This window comes from Sediminicoccus rosea (genome assembly GCF_033547095.1).
GTDB lineage: Bacteria > Pseudomonadota > Alphaproteobacteria > Acetobacterales > Acetobacteraceae > Roseococcus > Roseococcus rosea.
This window is the reverse complement of the sequence record NZ_CP137852.1, coordinates 3,986,062-4,001,278: the sequence shown is the minus strand read 5'-3', so window position 1 is coordinate 4,001,278 and position 15,217 is coordinate 3,986,062. Positions and strand designations below refer to the sequence as shown.

At 72.5% G+C, this 15,217-nt stretch carries 19 protein-coding genes and 1 other RNA gene; 7 read left to right on the top strand and 13 right to left on the bottom strand.

Annotated features, from left to right (window positions below):
- Positions 1–14 precede the first annotated feature (14 nt).
- Entirely contained in the window at positions 15–680 is a 666-nt protein-coding gene (locus R9Z33_RS19245) for a DUF4189 domain-containing protein (protein WP_318648176.1), read from the top strand.
- A gap of 60 nt (positions 681–740) precedes the next feature.
- Here R9Z33_RS19245 and R9Z33_RS19240 read toward each other — a convergent pair whose 3' ends face one another.
- The 10 genes from R9Z33_RS19240 to ssrS form a co-directional block, all read right to left on the bottom strand.
- Positions 741–3,488: a hybrid sensor histidine kinase/response regulator gene (locus R9Z33_RS19240; protein WP_318648175.1), complete on the bottom strand. Its 2,748-nt coding sequence runs from the start codon at positions 3,486–3,488 to the stop codon at positions 741–743.
- A 193-nt stretch (positions 3,489–3,681) separates the two neighbouring features.
- On the bottom strand, positions 3,682–4,563 hold the full coding sequence (gene argB / locus R9Z33_RS19235; protein ID WP_318648174.1) for an acetylglutamate kinase: 882 nt from the start codon (positions 4,561–4,563) through the stop codon (positions 3,682–3,684).
- Positions 4,564–4,616: 53 nt separating this feature from the next.
- Positions 4,617–5,306 carry a ribosome biogenesis GTP-binding protein YihA/YsxC gene (gene yihA, locus R9Z33_RS19230; protein ID WP_318648173.1) on the bottom strand — a complete coding sequence of 230 codons (690 nt, stop codon included), beginning with the start codon at positions 5,304–5,306 and terminating at the stop codon, positions 4,617–4,619.
- Positions 5,303–7,096 (bottom strand): membrane protein insertase YidC, encoded by a 1,794-nt coding sequence (gene yidC / locus R9Z33_RS19225; RefSeq protein WP_318648172.1) that lies wholly within the window; start codon positions 7,094–7,096, stop codon positions 5,303–5,305. The genes yihA and yidC overlap by 4 nt, the downstream gene beginning before the upstream one ends.
- Positions 7,097–7,105: 9 nt before the next feature.
- Positions 7,106–7,363 (bottom strand): membrane protein insertion efficiency factor YidD, encoded by a 258-nt coding sequence (gene yidD / locus R9Z33_RS19220; protein ID WP_213614933.1) that lies wholly within the window; start codon positions 7,361–7,363, stop codon positions 7,106–7,108.
- A complete protein-coding gene (gene rnpA, locus R9Z33_RS19215; RefSeq protein ID WP_318648171.1) occupies positions 7,360–7,698 on the bottom strand; it encodes a ribonuclease P protein component in 339 nt (112 codons plus the stop codon). The genes yidD and rnpA overlap by 4 nt, the downstream gene beginning before the upstream one ends.
- A gap of 37 nt (positions 7,699–7,735) precedes the next feature.
- Positions 7,736–7,870, bottom strand: a complete 135-nt coding sequence (gene rpmH, locus R9Z33_RS19210; RefSeq protein WP_131547129.1) for a 50S ribosomal protein L34 — start codon at positions 7,868–7,870, stop codon at positions 7,736–7,738.
- A 127-nt stretch (positions 7,871–7,997) separates the two neighbouring features.
- Entirely contained in the window at positions 7,998–8,807 is an 810-nt protein-coding gene (locus R9Z33_RS19205) for a TIGR00282 family metallophosphoesterase (RefSeq protein ID WP_318648170.1), read from the bottom strand.
- Positions 8,804–9,370: a 5-formyltetrahydrofolate cyclo-ligase gene (locus R9Z33_RS19200; protein WP_318648169.1), complete on the bottom strand. Its 567-nt coding sequence runs from the start codon at positions 9,368–9,370 to the stop codon at positions 8,804–8,806. Before R9Z33_RS19200 ends, R9Z33_RS19205 begins: the two co-directional genes overlap by 4 nt.
- Positions 9,371–9,702: 332 nt before the next feature.
- A non-coding RNA gene (gene ssrS / locus R9Z33_RS24840) (6S RNA) lies at positions 9,703–9,859 on the bottom strand.
- A 78-nt stretch (positions 9,860–9,937) separates the two neighbouring features.
- Here ssrS and R9Z33_RS19195 point away from each other — a divergent pair.
- Positions 9,938–10,570 carry a BLUF domain-containing protein gene (locus R9Z33_RS19195; protein ID WP_318648168.1) on the top strand — a complete coding sequence of 211 codons (633 nt, stop codon included), beginning with the start codon at positions 9,938–9,940 and terminating at the stop codon, positions 10,568–10,570.
- 46 nt (positions 10,571–10,616) lie between these two features.
- Here the strand turns inward: R9Z33_RS19195 and R9Z33_RS19190 are convergent, their stop codons facing one another.
- Complete coding sequence (locus R9Z33_RS19190; RefSeq protein ID WP_318648167.1) at positions 10,617–10,967, bottom strand: cell division protein ZapA; 351 nt, start codon at positions 10,965–10,967, stop codon at positions 10,617–10,619.
- 11 nt (positions 10,968–10,978) lie between these two features.
- Complete coding sequence (locus R9Z33_RS19185; protein WP_318648166.1) at positions 10,979–11,263, bottom strand: hypothetical protein; 285 nt, start codon at positions 11,261–11,263, stop codon at positions 10,979–10,981.
- Between the two features lie 116 nt (positions 11,264–11,379).
- Between R9Z33_RS19185 and R9Z33_RS19180 the strand changes: the two genes are divergently transcribed.
- From R9Z33_RS19180 to R9Z33_RS19165, 4 genes are read left to right on the top strand one after another with little or no spacing between them, the layout of a single operon-like run.
- The gene (locus R9Z33_RS19180) at positions 11,380–11,763 is read left to right on the top strand and encodes a hypothetical protein (RefSeq protein WP_318648165.1); all 384 of its coding nucleotides are present in this window, start codon (positions 11,380–11,382) and stop codon (positions 11,761–11,763) included.
- Between the two features lie 41 nt (positions 11,764–11,804).
- A complete protein-coding gene (locus R9Z33_RS19175; protein ID WP_318648164.1) occupies positions 11,805–12,725 on the top strand; it encodes a class I fructose-bisphosphate aldolase in 921 nt (306 codons plus the stop codon).
- Between the two features lie 53 nt (positions 12,726–12,778).
- Positions 12,779–13,507, top strand: a complete 729-nt coding sequence (locus R9Z33_RS19170) for a sulfite exporter TauE/SafE family protein (protein WP_318648163.1) — start codon at positions 12,779–12,781, stop codon at positions 13,505–13,507.
- A 38-nt stretch (positions 13,508–13,545) separates the two neighbouring features.
- Positions 13,546–14,016: a hypothetical protein gene (locus tag R9Z33_RS19165; RefSeq protein ID WP_318648162.1), complete on the top strand. Its 471-nt coding sequence runs from the start codon at positions 13,546–13,548 to the stop codon at positions 14,014–14,016.
- A gap of 4 nt (positions 14,017–14,020) precedes the next feature.
- Here the strand turns inward: R9Z33_RS19165 and R9Z33_RS19160 are convergent, their stop codons facing one another.
- Positions 14,021–14,770: a tellurite resistance TerB family protein gene (locus R9Z33_RS19160; RefSeq protein ID WP_318648161.1), complete on the bottom strand. Its 750-nt coding sequence runs from the start codon at positions 14,768–14,770 to the stop codon at positions 14,021–14,023.
- A gap of 86 nt (positions 14,771–14,856) precedes the next feature.
- Here R9Z33_RS19160 and R9Z33_RS19155 point away from each other — a divergent pair, with 86 nt between their 5' ends.
- Positions 14,857–15,207: a DUF4345 family protein gene (locus tag R9Z33_RS19155; protein ID WP_318648160.1), complete on the top strand. Its 351-nt coding sequence runs from the start codon at positions 14,857–14,859 to the stop codon at positions 15,205–15,207.
- Positions 15,208–15,217: the final 10 nt, after the last annotated feature.

The following is a 15,217-nucleotide window of genomic DNA, read 5'->3' as shown; positions in this document are numbered from 1 at the left end:
CTGGAGACCACCCGATGCGCCACCTGCTCCTCTCCGCCCTGATCGCCGCCACCACCCTGGCGGGCGCCATCGGTTCCGCCAGCGCCGCGCCGGGGGCGGCGAGCCGCGCCCAGCAGGACCGGATGAGCCGGATGCAGGCCGATCTCGCCAATGCCTGCCGGGCCGATTGCCTGCAGCAGGCCGCCCGGCCGGGCGCGCACCCCTCCGCCGCCCAGGCCTGCCAGCTCCGCTGCGGCGCGGGCACGGCCTTCGTGCAGCAGCAGACGCGCCGCCCGGCGGCGGGCCTGGGCCAGCTGGTGGCGCACCCCGTGCCGCCCGCCAACCATGGCGTGGTCTTCGCCGCGCGCAGCCCCTCCGCCGCCTTCGGCCTGGTGGTGGGTGAGCGCGACCGGCTCGCCGCCTACCGCCATGCCGAGGCGCGCTGCACCCAGGCGGGCCCCGGCTGCCGCATCGTTGCCGAGTTCACCGCCGCCTGCGGCGCGGTGGCCCAGGCGGTGCGCCGGCATCAATCGGCCCTCTTCATGACCTCGGACGCCTCCACCTTCCACGTGCTTGCCACCAGCGCCGGCAGCGGCGACACGCGCGAGGCGGCGGAGCGGGACGCGCTGGCCGAATGCCGGTCGCGCGACGGGCACGCCACCTGCCGGATCGCCGCCGTGCAGTGCCGCGGCCAGGGCTGAACCGGCCCTTTCTCTCTCCGGGTGGCGAAAGGGGGCGGCCTGCGGGCCGCCCTTTTCGCGTCAGGCGGCGGCCGTGGCGTCGGGGAAGCTGAAGCGCAGCTCGTCCAGCAGGGCGCGGGCCAGCTTCAGCGCCGCCGGGTCCTCCTCGCGCAGGGCCTGCAGCACGCGGCGCGTACGCGTCACCTGCTGCGGCGCGCCGAGATGGCCGATGGTGCCGGCCAGCGCATGCACGATGGGGATGGCGGGCGCACCCTCGCGCAGCGCGATGTCGAGCTGGGTGAGGCGCAGGTTCAGCTCGGCCAGCAGCATGGGGCGCAACGCCTCCAGCGCCTCGGGCGCGGGCTCGGCCGGGGCGGGGGGCGTCGTCGCGGCGGCCAGGGCCTTGAGCAGCAGCGCGCGGTCCACCGGCTTGATCACATGGCTGTCCATGCCGGCCGCCCGCGTCTCGGCGATGTCCTCGGGGAAGGCGCTGGCGGTGACGGCGATGACGGGCATGCGGCCCATGGTGCCGGGCAGGGCGCGCAGGCGGCGCGTCGTCTCCTTGCCGTCCATCCCGGGCATCATCACGTCCATCAGCACCGCGTCGAAGGGCCGCCCCTCGCGCGCGGCGATCTCCACCGCCTCCAGCGCCGCGCGGCCCTCGGTCACGGTTTCCAGCTCGATGTCGCTCTGCGCCAGCAGCGCGCGCAGGACCGAGAGGTTGGAGGGCGCGTCATCCACCGCCAGCACATGCAGGCGGCGCGGCGGCGCGGGCTCGGATGCGGCCTCGGGCTCCGGCGCGGCGGCGGGCTGCAGCGGCAGCTCGATCCAGAATCGCGCGCCGGGGCCGGGCTCGGCATCGGCGCAGCCGATCCGCCCGCCCATGAGCGTCGCGAGCCGCGCGGTGATGGAGAGGCCGAGGCCCGTGCCTTCCGGCAGGCTGGAGGCGAGGCGCGTGAAGTCGCGGAACAGGCGCGCACGCTCGGACTCGGGCACGCCCGCGCCCTGGTCCGAGACCTCGAAGACGAGGCTCCCCAAGGGGCGCCCCGCTTCGGCGCGGGCCGCGAGGCGCACCTCGCTGCCCTCGGGCGTGAACTTCACGGCGTTGGAGAGCAGGTTCAGCACCATCTGGCGCAGCCGCGTCGCATCCACGCGCAGATGCGAGGGCAGGCCGTCCGAGGTGAAGCGCAGCGCCACGCCCTTGGCCTCCGCCAGCGGGCGGACCATGGCGACGGCGTCGAGGAAGATCTCCTGCGTGGCCGCGACCTCGGGGTGCAGCGTCAGGCTCTGCGCCTCCATCGCGGCCAGGTCCAGCACCTCATTGGCCAGCGCCAGCAGGTGCCGCGCGGTGGCGCCCACCATGCCCGCCTGGTGGCGGTTGGTGGCCGACAGCCCGGCCTGGCGCTGCAGCGCATCCGCGAGGCGCAGCAGGCTCGCGAGCGGCGTGCGAAGTTCGTGGCTGACATGGGCCAGCAGGTTGGACTTGGCCGTCGTCGCCTGGTCGGCCGCGTCGCGCGCGGCGGCGAGCGCGCCCATCGCCTGCTTCAGCTCGGTGATCTCGGTGACGACGACAACGAGGCCGCCATCGGCCATGCGGCGGGGCGCGATCCGCATCCAGCGGCCATCCCGCAATTCGCGCTCGGGCTGGCCGGTCGCGGTGCGGTGGCGGGTGAGCAGCTCGTCCATGAAGGCCTCGGGCGAGCGGCCATGCGGGGCGAGCAGGCCCTGGTTCACCCAGGCGCGGGCCAGCTCCTGGAAGGGCAGGCCGGGCAGCAGCATGTGGGCGACCGGGCCGTGGATGTCGCGATAGCGGGAGTTGCAGACCACCAGCCGGTCCTCGGCATCCCAGAGGACGAAGCCGTCGGGCAGGCTGTCGATCGCCGCGCGCAGCCGCGCATCGGCCATCTCGCGCTCGCGCGCCGCGCGCTGGCTGTTCCAGCTCGCGAAGAAGAGGGCAGCGGCCAGCGCGACCACGAGCAGCGCCGCGATGCCCGCGCCCACCAGGATGCTGAGGCGCAGCGTGGGCCAGCCGGCCAGCGCCGCCGCCTCGGGCAGGCTCACCACGGCGAAGAGGCCGGGCAGCATGATGGGTCGCGCCGCGGCATAGACATGGCCCGAGCCTTGGCGGCTCTCGCGGCGCCGCATGTCGCCGTCATGGCGCTCGGTTTCCGGGGCACGCAGCACCTGGCCCACCAGGAAGGTCTGGCCGGGGCCCGCGGCCAGCACCAGCCCGTCCCGGTTCTCCAGGCGGACGCGCATCTCGGGCGGGTTGACCATGGGGGCCAGCACGCCAGTGATCATGGCGCTCGGGACCTCGGCGACGGCAAGGATGGGCCGGCCCTCGGCATCCTGGCCGACGCGGCGCAGCAGCAGCAGCATGGAGAGGCCGGTCTCCATGTTCCGCAGCGGGCCGTGCAGCACGGCCGGGCCGTCACGTGTCGCCGCATCCAGCACGCTGCGCGGCAGCGGCAGGGACTGGCCGATGCGCGTGGCGATGGCCGAGGCCCAGACCTCGCCCCGCGCATCGCTCAGCATCAGGTTGCGGTGGGTGTAGCTGTGCGCCGTCAACTGCTCGAGGGCGAGGCTCGCGCGCTGCGGGTCCTCGGCCGAGATGAAGCCATGCTCCAGCCATTCGGCGAGGCCAGAGACCTGGCCGTCCACCTGCAGGAAGTGGCGGTCCAGCACGGATTGCGCGACGGCGACGGCGCGCGAGATGGCGGCCTCGGCGCCCGCCACGGCCAGCGCCTCGCCGCGCGAGAGGTTGCGCGCCGTGCTGATGGCGAGCGACATGAGGATGATGAAGCTGGCGGCGAGGATCAGGGCCGGCACGGCGCGAGGGGGAACGACCCACCAGCGACGACCACGCGCCGGCACCGCGGCGCGCCCCGACCCTGTGCTCTCCTCGCGCCCGATTGCCACGCGTTCCCTTTTCCCGTGGGGCGCATGGCCAAGGCGGCCCATGCTACCTATGCGGGAATTTTCTTAACACACCGTGGCGGATGTTGCAGCCCCTGGGCGAGGCTCAGGGCTTGATGAGCGTCCCAGCCCCGCCATCGGTGAAGAGTTCGCGCAGGACCGCATGCGGCACGCGGCCATCCAGGATGACGGCCCCCTTCACACCCTGTTCCACGGCATAGATGCAGGTCTCGACCTTCGGGATCATGCCGCCCGCGATCCAGCCCTCGGCGATGCCGGCGCGCGCCTCGGCCACCGTCATCTCGGTGATGAACTTCTTGTTCGCGTCCATCACGCCCGCGACGTCGGTGAGCATCAGCATGCGCTCGGCCCGCAGCGCGCCGGCGATGGCGCCCGAGACCGTGTCGGCGTTGATGTTGTAGGTCTGCCCGTCCCGGCCGACGCCGAGCGGCGCGATGACGGGGACGATGTCGGCCCCCATCAGCAGCTTCAGCACGCGGGTGTCGACGCTCTCGGGCTCGCCCACCAGGCCGAGGTCCAGCACCTCCTCCTGGTTGGTCTCGGGATTCTTCACCACGCGCGACGCGCGGCGCGCGGTGACGAGGCCGCCATCCTTGCCCGAGATGCCGACGGCGAGCGCACCGGCGCGGGTGATGGATTCCGCCACCTGCTTGTTCACCGTGCCGCAGAGGACCATCTCGACCACCTCGACCATCTGCTGGTCGGTCACGCGCAGGCCCTGCACGAAGGTGGATTTCACGCCGAGGCGGCCGAGCATCGCGTTGATCTGCGGGCCGCCGCCATGCACCACCACGGGGTTCACGCCGACCTGCTCCAGCAGCGCGATGTCGCGGCCGAAGCGCAGCGCGGTCTCCTCCTCGCCCATGGCGTGCCCGCCGTATTTCACCACGACGATCTGGTCGTCATAGCGCTTGAGGTAGGGCAGCGCGCCGATCAGCGTCTGCATCTGCGCGATGGCGTCATCCATGGGGCTGGTCCTCGAAGATTTGCCTGCGCTAATCGGCCGCGTTCAGGGGAGCGTCAAGCCGCCAGCGCCGCAAGCTCGGCCCGCAATTCGGGCATGCCGAGGCCGGTCTCGCTGCTGGTGGTGATGACGAGCGGGTGGCCCGCCGGGTGCTTGCGGGCCAGCGCCTCGATCTCGGCCTGGCGGGCCTTGAGCTGGGCGGGCTTCACGCTGTCGGCCTTGGTGAGCACGAGCTGGAAGGGCACGGCGGCGCGATCCAGCAAGTCCATCACGGCGGTGTCGGAGGCCTTCGTCTCGATGCGGCTGTCCATCAGCAGCAGGATGCGGCGAAGATTGGGGCGGCCGCGCAGGTAGTCGAACATCAGCCCCTGCCAATCCTCCTTCACCGACTTGGAGGCCTTGGCGTAGCCATAGCCCGGCATGTCCACCAGCATGAGCGGCCCTTCGTCGAGCCGGAAGAAATTGAGCTGCTTGGTGCGGCCGGGCGTGACCGAGACGCGCGCCAGCGCCTTCTGGCCGGTGAGCGCGTTCATCAGCGAGGATTTGCCGACATTGGAGCGCCCGGCCAGCGCCACCTCGATGCCCTCGGGCGGCGGCAGATGGTCGAGGCCCTGGGCGGCGGTGAAGAAGGTGCAGGGGCGGGCGAAGAGCAGGCGGCCCGCCTCGATCAGGGCCGCGCGCTCTTCCTCGTCCCGTGCCTCGATCAGCCCACCGGCCGGAAGGGCGGGCTGGGCCGGCCCGCTCATTTCTTCGCGGCGATCGCGCCGCCTCCGGTCCCGCCCTGGCTGGGTGGCTTGGCCGCCTGGGCCTTCGCGTCCAGGCGCATGATGTACCACTGCTGGCCGATGGAGAGCAGGTTGTTCCAGGTCCAGTAGATGACGAGGCCTGCCGGGAAGCTGGCCAGCATGAAGGTGAAGATCACCGGCATCCACTGGAAGATCTTCTGCTGGATCGGATCGGGCGGCTGCGGGTTCAGCTTCTGCTGGAAGTACATCGTCAGGCCCATGGCGATGGCCCAGGCCGGCAGGTGCAGGAAGGTCGGCGGATCGAAGGGGATCAGGCCGAAGAGGTTGAAGAAGTTGGTCGGATCCGGCGCCGAGAGGTCCTGGATCCAGCCGAAGAAGGGCGCATGCCGCATCTCGATGGTGACGAAGAGCACCTTGTAGAGCGCGAAGAAGACCGGGATCTGGATCAGGATCGGGAGGCAGCCCGAGGCCGGGTTGATCTTCTCGGTCTTGTACAGGCTCATCATCTCGGCCTGCATCTTCTGCGGCTCTTCCTTATACCGCTCGCGGATCTCGGTCATTTTCGGCGCGAGCAGGCGCATGCGGCTCATGCTCTTGTAGGCTTTGTTCGCCAGCGGGAAGAAGGCGATCTTCAGGCCGAGCGTGAACAGCAGGATGGCGATGCCCATGTTGCCGGTGAGCACGAAGAGCCAGTCGAGCCCGTAGAAGAAGGGCTTGGTGATGAAGTAGAACCAGCCGAAATCGATCGCCTTGTCGAAGTCCTGGATGCGCAGGCGCGTCGCGTAGTCATCGAGCAGGCGCACTTCCTTGGCGCCGGCGAAGAGACGCGTGGCGAGCGTGTCCGTGGCGCCCGGCGCAATGGTGACGGGGGCGGGCGGCGCCACATCCACCTGCCAGCGATCGATCGGGCCATCCTGGATGTGGCGGAAGGCGGAGCGCAGGCGCGTGCCGTCATCGGCGCGGGTCAGCGCCGTCAGCCAGTACTTGTCGGAGAGGCCGGCCCAGCCCTCGGCCGCCTCATTGTCCCAGGCGGAGCCCTGGGCGCGGCGGGGGCCGGTCTGTTCCTTCTTGCCGTCGCTGTAGGTGATCTCGGTCAGGCGGCCATCCTGCACGGCGATGAAGCCCTCATGCAGGATGAAGAAGCCGGCCACCTGCGGCGTGCGCTCGCGCCGGATGCGGGCCCAGGGGAGGAGCTGCACGGGCTCGGCGCTGTTGTTCCGCACCCGCTGCTGCATGTGGAACATGTAGTTGGCATCGAGGCTCAGCACCGCCTCGAAGACCTGGCCCTGGCCGTTGTCCCAGGTGAAGGTGACGGGCGAGGTGGCGGTGAGCGGGCCGCCGGTCACGTTCCAGTCGGTGTCGTTGTCGGGCACGCGGGTGCGGCCATCCGCCGAGGTCCAGCCCCATTGGCCGAAATAGCCCTCAGGCGTGTTGCGCGGGGCGAGCAGGGTGACGAGGGGCGAGTTGCGCTCGATCGTCTCGCGGTAATCCTTGAGGATCAGGGATTCGAGCATCAGGCCGCGGGCGGAGATGCGGCCCTGCACGCGCGGATTCTCGACCGGGATCATGCGGGCCGGCGCCACGGCGGGGGCGGCGGTCACGCTGGCGGCGCCCGGCGCGGTGGCCGCGCCGCCCGGGGTGGCCGGCGTGCTGGGCAGCGGGACGGCAGCCGTGCTGGCGGCCGGCGGCGGCGCCACGGGGACCGGGTTCTGCGAGCGGTTATAGACCTCGAAGGTCAGCAGGATGCCGATCGAAAGGGCGATCGCGGCGAGGAGGCGCTTCTGGTCCATGGGTCTCGATCAGGTTTCGGGGCCGCGCGCGGCCAGCCGATTCAGGGAGGGCGGGACCGGGTCGTAGCCACCCGGATGCCAGGGATTGCAGCGCAGGACGCGCCGGGCGGAGAGCCAGCTGCCGCGGATCGCGCCATGCTCGGTCAGCGCTTCGACGGCGAAGCTGGAGCAGGAGGGGTAGAAGCGGCAATTGCAGCCCAGGATGGGCCGCAGGGTCCACTGGTAGGCGATGACGGCGCCCTTCAGAACGGCGGTCCCGGGGTTCATGGGCGGGATGGCACGCCGGCCTTGCGCAGCGCGGATTGCAGGTCGTTGAGCAGGGCCGGGAAGGGGCAGGAGCCGGTGCTGTCGCGCGCGATCAGGACAAGGTCGTAGCCCGGGGCAGGGTGCGCGCCGAAATGCAGGCGGGCGGCCGCGCGCAGCCGGCGCTTGGCGCGGTTCCGCGCCACGGCATTGCCGATCTTCTTGGTGGCGGTGAAGCCCAGCCGCGTTTCGTCATCCGGGCGGGGCAGGGCCTGGAGCACCAGGGAATCCCGCGCCGCCTTGCGTCCGGCCTTGGCGGCCCGAACGAATTCCGCGCGGCGCTTGAGGCGACCGAGCATGGCTGGCCCTCCCTGTCGCGCCGCGGGGCTCAACGGATCAGGCGGAGAGCTTGGCGCGGCCCTTGGAGCGGCGGTTGGCCAGCACCTTGCGGCCACCCACGGTGGCGGTGCGGGCGCGGAAACCGTGCCGGCGCTTCCGGACGAGCTTGGAGGGCTGATAGGTGCGCTTCACGGCAGGCTCCTGAGAATCTCAACAAAAGGAAGGCTTGGGTCAAAAGGCATGAGCCGGCGAAGGAAGCTCCAACCCGGGCGTGCGGCTGTATAGGGAGGTGGCCGTGGTGGCGTCAACCTCGTGGCGGTCAGGGCATGAGCTGGCTGAGGCGCCCGCCCTGGCGCAGCGGCGCCACGCGGGTGGCGAGGCCGGTCGCGTCATCCGTCTCGACGTAGAGGCCGCAGAGGGTGGCCTCGCCCTCGGCGGGCGCCAGCTTCTCGCCCGGCATCTTCTTCCAGAAGCGCAGCGCGGCGCCGCCCTTCTGCATGCCGATCACGCTGTCATAGTCGCCGCACATGCCGGCATCGGTCTGGTAGGCGGTGCCGCCGGGCAGGATCTGGTGGTCGGCGGTCGGCACGTGGGTGTGGGTGCCGATGACCAGGCTGAGCATGCCGTCGAAGCTGTGGCCGAAGGCCTGCTTTTCGCTGCTCGCCTCGGCATGCACGTCGAGGATGGCGGCCTGGATGGTGCGGCCGAGCGCGTGCCGCTGCAGTTCGGCCTGGACGGCGCGGAACGGATCGTCCAGCGGGTCCATGAAGAGGCGGCCCATCACATTCATCACCAGCGCGCGCCGGCCGCCGCGCACCTCCACCACCACGGCGCCCGCGCCCGGCGTGCCGGGCGGGAAATTCGCGGGGCGGATGACGCGCTTCTCCTCCTCCAGGAAGGGGATGATCTCGCGCCGGTCCCAGGCGTGGTTGCCGAGCGTGATGGCGTCTGCCCCGGCGGCGAGGAAGGCGCGCGCCATGTCGGGGGCGAGGCCGAAGCCGTGGCTCGCATTCTCGCCATTCACCACCACCAGGTCGAGGTCGAGACCGGCGCGCAGGGCCGGCAGGCGCTGGGTCAGGGCATCACGGCCCGAACGGCCGACGATGTCGCCGAGGAAGAGGATCCTCACGGGCGGATCAGCCCACGCTCGGTGGCGATGGCGGTGAGGCGGGCGTCATGCGGGCCGGTCGGCACCTGGGGGATCTCCTGCGCGGCATGGGCGACGCCGATGGCGGTGAGGCTGGGGTTGGCGCCGCGTAGCAGGGTGAGCGTCCGGTCGTAATACCCCCCGCCATAGCCCAGGCGCGCGCCGGTCCGGTCGAAGGCGAGCAGCGGGACGATGAGCCAGGCGGGTGTGATGGGCTCGCCCGCGGCCGGGTGCCGGGTGCCCATGGGCCCTTCCGCCATGGTGATGCCGGGCGCCCAGGCGCGGAAGAGAAGCGGGTTGCCGCGGGGCGGCGTGACCGGCAGCGCGATGACATGGCCGCGCGCGTGCAGGGCTTCGAGCAGGGGGCGGGTGTCGATCTCGCTGCCCATCGGCCAGAAGCCGCCGATGATCGCGCCGGATGGCGGCGGGGCTTCGGCCAGGATCACATCGCGCAGCATCCGGCCGGCTTCCGGCTCCGCGCGCCGCGCCGCCAGCGCCAGGCGCCGCGCTTCGGCCTTGGCAGCGAGGAGAGGGGCTTCGGTCATGGGGGAGATGTAGCGCAAGCCGGAATGATCGGAAGTCCCGCCCGCCCGGGCAGCCACCGGAGCCATCAAAGACAGGACAGAGCCGCCCTCCGCGGATCCGGGCCGAACAGGCCCGGCGGATCGCTTCAGCGATCCGGAGCCAGGGCCGCGGATGCGGCCGCCCGGCGTCTGAGGGCATGACCATGGGGTATCCGGGCCGAACAGGCCCGGCGGATCGCTTCAGCGATCCGGAGCCAAGGCCGCGGATGCGGCCGCCCGGCGTCTGAGGGCGGCAAAAACAACCCAAGACCAGGATGGGGGCCCGCACAGCGAGCCCCCGTCCTGGTCATGGGTGCGAAGCCGCCCTGGCCGTTGGCGTTTGCATCCTCCCAAGGCCTGCCATAAGCAGGTGGGCACCAGGTAGTCGGACCACGGCCCGACCAGCGCCAGTTCCCGGGAGATGCGTATTGGCCCTGGGGATGTCTAGCCTGACGCACCGGGCAGCCTCGCCCAGCAGAGGTAGGCCCTGGGGGTGCGAAACGCAAGGAAGACCGTCAGGGGGCTGGCGCAGCCCCACCCTTCCGCGGCATGATACGCTATCAAAACGAGCCGGAACGGATGCGCTGCCCGGAGCCCCTGCCGACCCCCGATCCCGCGTCGCCCGAGGCGGAGCGCCCTGCCGCACAGCCGCTGGGGGCCTCCTTCCTCGGGATGGCGGCGGTCGCCTCCGCATCGGGGCGGGCGCGGGCCGCCCTGCTGTTGCGCGCCGCGGGCGAGGCGCTGATCGCCGAGGAGCGGATCCTGCCGCCGGTTCCGGGCGGGCTGCACCGGCTGGCCTATGTCAGCCGCGCCACCGCCGCGAGCGGCGCGGAGGCCGCGCGTGACCTCGCGGCCATCCTCGAGGTCGCGCAGCGCCATAATGCCGAAGCCGGGATCACCGGCGCGCTGCTGCACAGCCGCCGCTGGTTCGCCCAGGTGCTGGAGGGCGAGCGCGCCGCGCTGGAGGCGCTCTACGCCCGCATCGCCCGCGATCCGCGCCACCACGACGTGACCCGCCTCGCGCTGCATCCGGCGGCGCGGCGGGTCTTCGCACGCTGGTCCATGGTGCATGCGGGCCAGGCGCCCGAGGCGCTGATGCGCCGGGCCATGGCGCCGCTGGAGGGAGGCGCCGCGCTGCGCGAATTGATGGCGGCGCTCCGGTTCAGGCTGCGCCTTGCCTGAGGCGGGGCGGCATGGGGCGCGCGGGTTGGCCGCGCGGCCCGCTGCCTCAAGGCTTCTCGATGGCGCTGGCGATGCCCTCGATCCGCTCGGCGATGCGCGAGAGGCGCTCGGCCAGGCGGGGGTCGGTGGCGGCCGGGGCGGCCGCGGCGGGGGCCGCGCCGGACGTTCCCTGGCTGCGCAGGCGGGCGAGGTCGATCCGCAGGTCATTCGCCTCGTCGGCGAAGAGCAGGGCCACGTGCAGCAGCATGCGCGATTCGCTGAACTGTCCGCCCATGGAGCGGATGACGCGGACCTTTTCCTCGATCTGCGCCACGAGGTCCTGGACGTGCTGCTCCTCGCCATCCTTGCAGCCGATGGTGTGGCTGTAGCCGTTCACGCGGATGTTGACCTGGCCCATGGGCGTCCTCCTCAGATCTCGGCGCCGGATTCGTCGCCCACCAGGGCGCGCAGCTTGCCCAGCGCCTCATCCAGCCGGGCGGAAAGCCGTTCGATGTCGGCGCGGGAGACCATGTCGGCCGATGGCGGCGTGGCGGAGGCACGGGCCTCGGCGAAGGCGGCCTCGCGCGCGGCCTGCACGGCCGCCTCACGCGCTTCGTGCAGATACCTCTCCCGGGCTTCCAGGGCTTCCGCCAACCGCTCGAGGGCCGCTTCCAGCCGATCCGCGGCGAGAAGGGTGATGTCGTTCGCGTCCAAGGCCTGCTCCGGGGTGCTGGACCTGCCAGCGCTCTGCATGGGAAAGCGTTCGCATGCAGCCGGTTCAGGGTCAACCGCGGGAAGGGCGCGCTGTCATCGCGCGGGGAGCGCGCGCCGTGATCGTGCATGGCGCGCGGGATGTGGCCTTCGCGCTCGAGGTGGCGGCGGGGCGGCCCATCGCCCTGCTCTCGGCACCGGGGGCGGCGGGCTATCTGGGTGTCGCGGGCTTCGCGGCCCTGCTCACGCCGCATGGCGCGCTGCCGCTGGCCATCCTCGATGCGGCGGCGGCGCCGGGCCATGCGCTGGCGGCGCTGCGGGCGGGGTTTCCGCGCGTGGTGCTGGCGCCCGGCCTGCCCGCCTTCGCGCCGCTCGCGGAACTGGCCCTGGGGCTGGGGGCCGCCCTGCTGCCAGTGGCGCCGCCTGCTCTCGACCTCGCGCGCGTGGATTTCGGCAAGCCCCAGGGCCGGATGCATCTGGCACGCTGGCTCGATCTGCCCTAGACCAGCGCCGAAATTTCGACTCGTTGGAAAGGAAGCGCCCGATGCGGCTCACGCGCAAGGTCAAGGACATCCTCTCGTGGTATGAGAGCGACAACCCCGGCACCAAGGGCAACCTCGCCCGCATCCTGATGACCGGCAAGCTGGGCGGCACCGGCCGCATGGTCATCCTGCCCGTGGACCAGGGCTTCGAGCACGGCCCGGCCCGCAGCTTCGCTCCGAACCCGCCCGCCTACGACCCGCGCTACCATTTCGAACTGGCGATCGAGGCCGGGCTGAACGCCTATGCCGCGCCGCTCGGCGCGCTCGAGGCGGCCGCCGGCAGCTATGCCGGCTGCATCCCGACCATCCTGAAGGTCAACAGCAGCAACAGCCTCTCCACCACCAAGGACCAGGCGGTGACGGCGACGGTGCAGGACGCGCTGCGCCTGGGCTGCTCGGCCATCGGCTTCACCATCTATCCGGGCTCGGAATACCAGTTCGAGATGATGGAGGAGCTGCGCGAGCTCTCCGCCGAGGCGAAGGCGGTCGGCCTCGCCGTCGTGACCTGGTCCTATCCGCGTGGTCCCATGCTGGACAAGGTGGGCGAGACGGCGCTCGACATCGCCGCCTATGCCGCGCACATCGCCGCACTGACCGGCGCCCACATCATCAAGGTGAAGCCGCCGACCGACGCGGTCTTCCTGGATGCGGCCAAGAAGACCTACCAGTCGCATCCGGTGGATGTGAAGGACGCGGCCGCGCGCATCGCGCACATCGTGCAGGCCTGCTTCGCCGGCCGTCGCCTGGTGGTGTTCTCGGGCGGCGAGGCCAAGGGCGCCGACGCGCTGCTGAACGAGGTCCGCGCCATCCATGCCGGTGGCGGCAACGGCTCGATCGTCGGCCGCAACGCCTTCCAGCGCCCGAAGGACGAGGCGCTGAAGCTGCTGTCCGACATCATCGACATCTACAAGGGCAAGGCCTGATCCTTTCGGGCCTTTCCGAAGCTTCGCATGGCCCGGGGCGCTAGCCTCGGGCCATGTTCGATTCCGCACTCCATCTCGCCGCCATCGCGCTCGTCTTCCTGCTGGCCGGCTTCAGCAAGGGGCTGATCGGCCTCGGCCTGCCCACCATCGCCATGGCGCTCCTCAGCCTGCTGGGCAGCCCCGCCCAGGCGGCGGCGCTGCTGCTGCTGCCGAGCTTCGTCACCAACCTCGTGCAGATCGCCCCCGCGCGGGAGGCCTGGCGGCTCACGCGCCGGCTCTGGCCGATGCTGGCCGGCGTGGTGCTGGGCACGGCGCTGGGCGGCCTCGCCTGGGGTGGCTTCGGCGGGCGCTACGGCGCGGTGGTGCTGGGCGTGGCGCTGGCCGCCTATGGCGCGCTCGGCCTCCTCGCCATCCGGCCGCGCTGGCCGGAGCGGGCGGGCGCGCTGGTCGGCACGCTGACCGGCGCGCTGACGGCGGCGACCGGCGTCTTCGTGCTGCCCGCCGTGCCCTGGCTTCAGGGAATCGGCCTTGCGCGTGATGAGCTGGTGCGGGCGCTGGGCCTCGCCTTCCTCGTCGCGACGCTGGCGCTGGGCCTGCTGCTGGGCGGCAGCGGCGCGCTGGAGGGGGCACAGCTTCTCGCCTCCAGCCTCGCGCTGCTGCCGGCGCTGGCGGGCCAGGCGTTGGGCACGGCGCTGCGCGGGCGGCTTTCCGAGGCGGCGTTCAAGCGGGTCTTCTTCGCCGGGCTGCTGCTGCTCGGCGCCGGCATCGCCTTGCGCGGGTGAGGGGCGGTTCGGCAGGATGGAGGGCAGGGAGGTTCACCATGCGCCGCATTCTCTGCGCCATGCTGTTTTGCACCGGCCCCGCGCTGGCGGACCCCGCCGCGCAGCTTGCCGCCGGCAATGCCTGGCGCGCGCTGGACGAGTTCGGCGCGGCACTCGCCGCCTATGAGGCCGGGCTGCGCGAGGCACCGGGCCGCGCCGACCTGATGGCCGAGCGCGCGCTGGTGCTGCACCGCCTGGGCGAGCTGGACCGCGCGCGGGCGGAACTGGCCCGCGCGATCGCCGCCGCCGGGCCGCGCGACGCCGCGCCCTATACGGCGCGGGCGGGCCTCGCCCTGCTGGCCGGGCGGGACGCTTCGGCCGATCTGGCGGAGGCGCTGCGCCGCGCGCCGGGGGATCCCCGCGCGCAGGCGCTGCGGGCGCTGGCGGCGGCCAGGCAGGGTGGCCCGCCCCTGTCGCCGCGCGTGATGGAGGCGCTGCGGCAGGATTTCGGGCCCTGGCTCGCGGAGTAGCGCGTCAGCCCGCCCCGGGCAGCGCCGCCGCCTCGCGCAGCTGGGCATCCAGCCGCTGGGTGAGGCCGGGCGGCAGGTCCAGCGCGCCGGAGAGCGCCTGCAGATAGGCGCGCTCGGCCGCCCCCGCCTCACCGATGATCAGCGCCGAGGCGGTGTAGATTTCCGCCCTCTGCGCCTCCGTGTCGGCCAGGCGCGCGATGGCCTCGGGATCGGCCGCGGTGTCGAGGATGCGGAACATCTCGGCCTTGCCCTCGGCGTCGAGATCGAGGCGCTCGGCCTCGGCGAAGATGCGCTCGCGCTCGTCGCGGTCCATCGTGCCATCGGCCCGGGCGGCGGCCATCATCGCCTGGACGAGGACGAGGCCGAAGGGCCGGCCGCTTGCCGCTTCCGCTTCGGGCCGGGCGAATTCACCGGTCTGCGGCGCGGCGCCGCCCTGCTGCGCCGTCCACTGCACATAGGCGCGGTGCGCCAGCAGGCCGATGGCGGCCATGCCGCCCATGCGCAGAAGGCCGCCGCCGCCCCGCCCACCCATGAGCGAGCCGAGCAGCCCGCCCGCCGCCGCGGCGCCAGCCGCACCCCCCATGGGCGGGCGGATGCGTTGCAGCAACTGGCCCAGCGTGCCGCCGCCGCCCGCGGCGCTGCCCAGCAGTTCCGCCAACCCGCCGCCCTGTCCCGGGCTGCCGGGCAGCCGCGCGCCTTGCCCCGGCCCCACGCCGGGGCCCAGGAGCTCCCGGATGATTCCCTGCCAATCCATGCTGCGGCCTCCCTGCGTTGAGCGGGGGGAACGCGCGATATCGGCGCGGGCTGCATCCATCGGGCCCCGTCGCGCGTCATGCTGGCATGCTCGTCCTTGCCATCCGCCTCGCCTCACTCGTTCCCATCCTCGGCGGAGGGGCGGGGGCGCTGTTCGGCGTGGCCGCGCTGGGTGAGGCGGGCGGTGCCGCGACGGGCAGCCATCTGCGCTACCTCTCGGGGCTGCTGCTGGGCTTGGGGCTCTGCGCTTTCTGGTGCGCGGGAGATCTGCGGCGGCGCGGCGCGCTCTTCTCGGCGCTCTGCGCGATCTTCGTGCTGGGCGGGGCCGCCCGGGCGCTGGGCGTGGCGGCCGAGGGCGTGCCGCCCTGGCCGCATCTGCTGGCGCTCGGGATGGAGCTGGGCGTGGTGCCGGCGCTGTGGCTCGCCGCGCGGTGCTGACGGCGCCTGC

Excerpts from the sequence above, each read along its gene's own strand:
- R9Z33_RS19245 (WP_318648176.1), top strand. The coding sequence starts at position 15 with ATGCGCCACCTGCTCCTCTCCGCCCTGATCGCCGCCACCACCCTGGCG.
- argB (WP_318648174.1), bottom strand. The coding sequence starts at position 4,563 with ATGGATGACGCCATCGCGCAGATGCAGACGCTGATCGGCGCGCTGCCC.
- yihA (WP_318648173.1), bottom strand. The coding sequence starts at position 5,306 with ATGAGCGGGCCGGCCCAGCCCGCCCTTCCGGCCGGTGGGCTGATCGAG.
- yidC (WP_318648172.1), bottom strand. The coding sequence starts at position 7,096 with ATGGACCAGAAGCGCCTCCTCGCCGCGATCGCCCTTTCGATCGGCATC.
- yidD (WP_213614933.1), bottom strand. The coding sequence starts at position 7,363 with ATGAACCCCGGGACCGCCGTTCTGAAGGGCGCCGTCATCGCCTACCAG.
- rnpA (WP_318648171.1), bottom strand. The coding sequence starts at position 7,698 with ATGCTCGGTCGCCTCAAGCGCCGCGCGGAATTCGTTCGGGCCGCCAAG.
- R9Z33_RS19200 (WP_318648169.1), bottom strand. The coding sequence starts at position 9,370 with ATGACCGAAGCCCCTCTCCTCGCTGCCAAGGCCGAAGCGCGGCGCCTG.
- R9Z33_RS19195 (WP_318648168.1), top strand. The coding sequence starts at position 9,938 with ATGATACGCTATCAAAACGAGCCGGAACGGATGCGCTGCCCGGAGCCC.
- R9Z33_RS19190 (WP_318648167.1), bottom strand. The coding sequence starts at position 10,967 with ATGGGCCAGGTCAACATCCGCGTGAACGGCTACAGCCACACCATCGGC.
- R9Z33_RS19175 (WP_318648164.1), top strand. The coding sequence starts at position 11,805 with ATGCGGCTCACGCGCAAGGTCAAGGACATCCTCTCGTGGTATGAGAGC.
- R9Z33_RS19170 (WP_318648163.1), top strand. The coding sequence starts at position 12,779 with ATGTTCGATTCCGCACTCCATCTCGCCGCCATCGCGCTCGTCTTCCTG.
- R9Z33_RS19165 (WP_318648162.1), top strand. The coding sequence starts at position 13,546 with ATGCGCCGCATTCTCTGCGCCATGCTGTTTTGCACCGGCCCCGCGCTG.
- R9Z33_RS19160 (WP_318648161.1), bottom strand. The coding sequence starts at position 14,770 with ATGGATTGGCAGGGAATCATCCGGGAGCTCCTGGGCCCCGGCGTGGGG.
- R9Z33_RS19155 (WP_318648160.1), top strand. The coding sequence starts at position 14,857 with ATGCTCGTCCTTGCCATCCGCCTCGCCTCACTCGTTCCCATCCTCGGC.